This window comes from Arsenophonus sp. ENCA (genome assembly GCF_002287155.1).
Lineage (GTDB): Bacteria > Pseudomonadota > Gammaproteobacteria > Enterobacterales > Enterobacteriaceae > Arsenophonus > Arsenophonus nilaparvatae.
This window is the reverse complement of sequence record NZ_NHNG01000457.1, coordinates 1-5,100: the sequence shown is the minus strand read 5'-3', so window position 1 is coordinate 5,100 and position 5,100 is coordinate 1. Positions and strand designations below refer to the sequence as shown.

7 protein-coding genes are annotated in these 5,100 nt (G+C 37.5%); 4 read left to right on the top strand and 3 right to left on the bottom strand.

Features of this window, described 5'->3' with window-relative positions; genetic code table 11:
• The 4 genes from CBG25_RS11845 to CBG25_RS11830 form a co-directional block, all read left to right on the top strand.
• On the top strand, positions 1–257 hold a 257-nt coding region (locus tag CBG25_RS11845; protein WP_290606838.1), incomplete at its 5' end, for a 3'-5' exonuclease.
• A 226-nt stretch (positions 258–483) separates the two neighbouring features.
• A complete protein-coding gene (locus tag CBG25_RS11840) occupies positions 484–1,401 on the top strand; it encodes an Rpn family recombination-promoting nuclease/putative transposase (protein WP_290606836.1) in 918 nt (305 codons plus the stop codon).
• Positions 1,402–1,404: 3 nt separating this feature from the next.
• Positions 1,405–1,995, top strand: coding sequence for a ProQ/FINO family protein (locus tag CBG25_RS11835; protein ID WP_290606834.1), 591 nt, complete (start codon positions 1,405–1,407; stop codon positions 1,993–1,995).
• A gap of 55 nt (positions 1,996–2,050) precedes the next feature.
• Entirely contained in the window at positions 2,051–2,215 is a 165-nt protein-coding gene (locus tag CBG25_RS11830; protein ID WP_290606832.1) for a hypothetical protein, read from the top strand.
• A 411-nt stretch (positions 2,216–2,626) separates the two neighbouring features.
• On the opposite strand, the gene CBG25_RS11825 is transcribed toward CBG25_RS11830, so the two are convergent.
• Genes CBG25_RS11825 through CBG25_RS11815 form a run of 3 tightly spaced genes read right to left on the bottom strand, consistent with a single transcriptional unit; the run spans position 2,627 to position 4,797 of the window.
• Positions 2,627–2,932: a hypothetical protein gene (locus tag CBG25_RS11825; protein ID WP_290606830.1), complete on the bottom strand. Its 306-nt coding sequence runs from the start codon at positions 2,930–2,932 to the stop codon at positions 2,627–2,629.
• Between the two features lie 25 nt (positions 2,933–2,957).
• Complete coding sequence (locus tag CBG25_RS11820) at positions 2,958–3,986, bottom strand: radical SAM protein (protein WP_290606828.1); 1,029 nt, start codon at positions 3,984–3,986, stop codon at positions 2,958–2,960.
• Between the two features lie 28 nt (positions 3,987–4,014).
• Positions 4,015–4,797, bottom strand: coding sequence for a glycosyltransferase (locus tag CBG25_RS11815; RefSeq protein WP_290606826.1), 783 nt, complete (start codon positions 4,795–4,797; stop codon positions 4,015–4,017).
• Positions 4,798–5,100 lie beyond the last annotated feature (303 nt).

Sequence of the window (5,100 nt, the reverse complement as noted above, 5' to 3'; positions counted from 1 at the left end):
CCGTAGATACTGAAGATGAAGCCAGTATTACCGTTACCACTGCCCACCGTGCAAAGGGACTTGAATGGGATATTGTCGAAATCAACAATGATTTTCCTAATATTATTGACCCAGATATGGACGAAGCCAGTTTTAAAGATGAAGTTAATTTGCTGTATGTTTCCGCCACCCAAGCGAAAAAGACACTTATCATCAATAAATTGTTGGTAAATATTTTAGCCAAAGTTGCTGAAAATGAAAAAAAGGCACAGAGTTAACTCAAGGATGCCTCTAAAAACGCCTGTAATCGATTTTGAGCGGTTTTCTTGTGATTAGTCATGAAAAGATACCAATAGCAAAAAATAAGCGCACCTGAGAAGATAGGGTGCGTTTTTGTATGGCTGGATCATGATACCTGATAGGTAATGAATAAATAGCGTATTTAATATAGCCTGTTTGTTTGCCATAATTCAATCTTACGCTAGCCATCATTGAAGATATCGGATGAGTAAAAAATTCACCCCAACGCCACACGACAGTGTATTCAAGCAGTTTTTAAGTGAAAAAGAAACTGCCCAAGATTTTTTTGATATATGGTTACCCGATGAGATTAAATCACTTTGTGACTTAAATAGCCTCAAAGTGGAATCAGGCTCATTTATTGATAGTGAGATGAAGAACTATCAAAGTGATATTTTGTATTCCGTTAAAACAGAAAAAGGTAAAGGTTATTTTTATCTTTTAATCGAAGCGCAATCATCACCCGATAAGCTCATTGCATGGCGATTGATGCGTTATAGTATGGCTGCTATGCACAAGCATCTAGAAGCCGGAAATAAAGAACTGCCACTCGTTTTTCCTATTTTGTTTTACTCCGGTGAACAAAGCCCTCACCCCTATAGCACTAATTGGTTTGACTGTTTTCGTGACAGAAAATTAGCAGAAAGTATCTACACCAATCCCTTTAAGTTAGCCGATGTCACCTCGCTTGATGACGGTGAAATTATGCAGCATAGGCGAATGGCTTTGTTGACCCTCATCCAAAAACACATTCGCCGACGTGACATGACAGAGCTTATGAATGAAATTGTCACGCTGTTGTCGTATAATTATTATACCGATAATCAAGTCATCACGATGTTTAATTATCTCATCCAGGAAGGGAATGCTCAAAAACCCATGGAATTTATTACTGAGATAGCCAAACAATCAGAGAAACACGAAGGAGCACTTATGACTATTGCTCAACAAATTGAAGAAATGGGTATTCAAAAGGGTATTCAAATTGGTGAACAAAATGGCGAAAAAAAGGCATCGATGAAGATAGCGCGGCAAATGCTAGAAAGTGGCATGGACAGGCAATCTGTGATGAAATTTACAGGCTTGACTGATACTGAAATGAGCAACCTGTTTAAAGATTAAACCATGACAGAACGCCAGAAATTAAGCCTCAATCGCCCTGGAAAGGTTTCACAGGAAACGCAGACCTCAAGTATCCCTGTTTACGGTAAAAAGGTCTGGGTGAATCCAGCGCCCAAAAAGCAGGCAAAAAAACCGAAACCCCAAAAGGTAGCAAAACAACAGCCCAAGAAGCTGGTTGAAAAACCTAAACAGGAAGTGAAAGTTAAAATCCCAAAACCGCCTCAACAACCAAAAAAACGATTGCCGTTAGAGGAAGCGATTTACCAAATCAGTGCCTTTTGGCCAGATCTGTTTCCTGAACATCAGTTGTGCCCAATGAAAGTAGGTATCCAGCAAGATATGTGGCAAGAAGTGAAGGAAAAGGACTTACCGATAGCCAGAAGGCGATTGAGAGCCTGTTTAGGCAGTATTGGTCATCATACTGATTATCGCGCACTTATCCAGTTAGGCGCGTTTCGTTATGACAAAGACGGCCAGATAGTCGGAGAGGTCACCCAAGCCGATGTTGAGGATAATCTGCAACGTTTGGCACGACGAAATAAATCAACCCATCAATCTACTGGTTTTCATGCTGATTTGGCGTTGGAGAAATGATTTTTCAAACAAAAATCTAATTTAATCCTTAGTAACTAAACGAAGTGTTAAACAAATGAACATTACTCCATTAGAATTAGAAAAAATAATACAAAAAGCCGTAGAACAAGCACTGGTTAAGTCATTTGTGAAGTATTTAAAATTTACAATTGGACTCCCCCTTTTGATATTTTTGATGATGGCGGTGGTTATTTTTGTCATTGCCAGAATGAATGCTTAATAAATATCAATCCGCTCCCCACAGACGATGTTGAGGCGGAGCCCAGCTTGCGAGCACCGAACAGCATCGACGAGGAAGCGGAATTTAATGCTCATTCAGTAATTTCCTTTTTTCTTCTTCAAATTGCTTTTGGATTTTTTCAGGAAGCCGTTTTAATACGGGGCACCTCGAAAAACCTAAGCCGAGTTTGATTTTGCTGATAAAGTTATCGGAAGCTGGTCTACTGAGCTAACCACCATGAAGAAACGCAGCGCCATTAAGACACGAGTTTCGCACCAATAAAAAAACGCTCTATTTTTAAGTTTAATTCAGCATGATATATAAATAGTCAAAACCTTATAAATCAAATACAACTTATTGTAATTTAAGAAAATTTATGTTTTTTAGTAACTTGCAGATTAATCATTGCTTTTAAGCCATTTTTAGAATTTTATATGCCTGTGCGAAACTCGTGTTAATATGAAACCAGCCGGTTTTATCTCTAACGGCAGCAAGTCGCTCATAAAAACCATATGTTTCTAAAAAACGGCGAGTATAGTTAGGCAAGCCATGAATATTTATATGATAAGCGCCTGATTCATCTTCAACAGCGGCTAACCCTGGTTCATGGTATTTCATAATTTTATTAAAGCGAGAGGAATAGATGGGGATATTCCCCAACAAATGGAATGTTCCGCACGGAGAAATTTGCGTTTTTTGCCAATTTATCAAGTCCATAAACGTTCCTTGGGTATTTTTGTCATCAAAAATTGATCGGTTTCCTCATGTTACATCCTTTACATACCGCGTATTGCATATAGTTTTTCTTAAGATCTTCATATGATTGACTTTGCCAAATATTCGCAAGGGTTTGATTTTTCAGATTCCCAAAGTTACCTAATTGACGTCGTTCTTTATCGGGCGCACAACAGGGATTAAATTGTCCATCAGTTGCGACCCAAGCTTCTTGTCCCAAAAAAGGGCATACCCCACCAGGCGATAAATCCTGGTGAGCCGATTTATCGAGTAAGTCCATATTTACTAATTTGATAAAATTACCATTCGGTAATCGATGAGTATTAGCGAGTGTTCTGGCTTGAATAACCGCTTGATTCCAGCGAGAAATAGCCTCTTCATTTCGTCGCATTGACAACGATTTAATTTCTTTAAAATGCGCCCATAAATGATGACCTTTAATACGATCAACACCCATATCGATACCTAGTTGCACGATGTTCGCTAATTCTTGTACATTGGTTTCGAGAAAAGTCATCTGTAAAGTGATTTGACAATAATTTCCGCCCTTTTCTGCATAATCATTGCGGATAATGATAAATTTCTTTAAATTATTTAAGACTTTTTCCCATCGGCTTCCTAACATAATTTTTTCTTGTACGTTTTTACTTGCGCCATTCCAGGATATTTTTACATCCGATGTAACAGGAATAAGTTCCCTAGCCCAGGTTTCAACGCCCTTTCGTGGAAAAGTTCCATTAGTCGTTAAGTTAAGTTTAATTTTATATTTATGGCACAATGCAATAATTTCATCAAAGTGTTGATAAATTAAGGGTTCTCCCATGGTTGAAGGGATTATTTCTCGTAATGGAGTTCCTTGGGAATCAGCAAGAATCTTTCTGATTAAATCAATATCCATCCGCCTTTTAGGTATACCTGCCTTTATCCTATTAGGCTGAGTGAGACTATAAGGGGAATGATCTTCACACATGATGCATTTTAAATTACAATCATCAGGGTTAGTATCGAAGGTAATACGCCATGGTCCGAGTTTCATTTTAATTTCCTCGATAGATGTCACTATTTTAAAGTAGTGATTTGTAGATTTTCTCTATTTCTGCAACGTGATCTTTTTGACTCGGAATATTACCGTCCGGCGATTGGATATAACCCCGTAGGCCTAACTTTTTTGCCCATGAGGGATGATTAACTAAACGTTGCATTTGCTCAGATAAGCTTTTTTCATTTCGATGTTCAAACAAGAGTCCGTTAATCTCATGATGGACATATTCAGCCATACCGCCTATGTTGGCGGTAATGACAGGAATTCGGGCTTGCAATGCTTCGTGGATCACCAAGGGTGAATTTTCTACCCATATCGAAGGAACAACGATACAATCTACATGATTAAAAACGGTCTTAATGATTTTTTCGTTAGAGTATTCTGGTAACCATTCAATACGAGATTGAACTTGAGAAGGCAGTTTTGCGGCGATTACGTGTAATCCTGCTGTATTTTGCGGTCTAGGCCTTCCCCAAATACGTAATCGACAGTTATCTCCCAACCTAGAAAAAGCTTGAATTAATAGTTGAATCCCTTTAGCTGGAATATGGGTGCCGATATAACCAAAAGTAAAATCCTCTTTAGAGAGACGTTGACGACGGCTAAGTCTATCTAAATCAAAACCATAATCTAAATAAATCATTTTATGAGGCGGCAGCCCAAAATCGGTTATATATCGATGGTATAAATAAAAGGAAGGGGCAATAAAGTATTTTATTTTTTCTGCAACCTGATACATCTGATGCATACGCCGCTTTACCCAATTAGTCCAATACGCAATATCAATATTACACGAGTTTCGCACAGGCATATAAAGTTCTAAAAATATCTAAAATAATGTTTTATCCGTAAGATATTTTATAATATAAAATATATATTTATTTCAATAACTTATGTGTTAATTAGCAATTTTTGCGAATTATATATTATGTCGAATTGAACTTAAAAATAACTTGTTTATTTGTTGGTGCGAAACTCGTGTATTATTTTCATTTTTATTTCCTGAGAAATAACCAGAATAACAGTATGTTGCGCACTTTTTATTTTTTTGTCCGTCACAAAGTGACCATAGGGGAGAGTCAACATCAGGATTACGTTGTATAAATTG

Excerpts from the sequence above, each read along its gene's own strand:
- CBG25_RS11840 (WP_290606836.1), top strand. The coding sequence starts at position 484 with ATGAGTAAAAAATTCACCCCAACGCCACACGACAGTGTATTCAAGCAG.
- CBG25_RS11835 (WP_290606834.1), top strand. The coding sequence starts at position 1,405 with ATGACAGAACGCCAGAAATTAAGCCTCAATCGCCCTGGAAAGGTTTCA.
- CBG25_RS11830 (WP_290606832.1), top strand. The coding sequence starts at position 2,051 with ATGAACATTACTCCATTAGAATTAGAAAAAATAATACAAAAAGCCGTA.
- CBG25_RS11825 (WP_290606830.1), bottom strand. The coding sequence starts at position 2,932 with ATGGACTTGATAAATTGGCAAAAAACGCAAATTTCTCCGTGCGGAACA.
- CBG25_RS11820 (WP_290606828.1), bottom strand. The coding sequence starts at position 3,986 with ATGAAACTCGGACCATGGCGTATTACCTTCGATACTAACCCTGATGAT.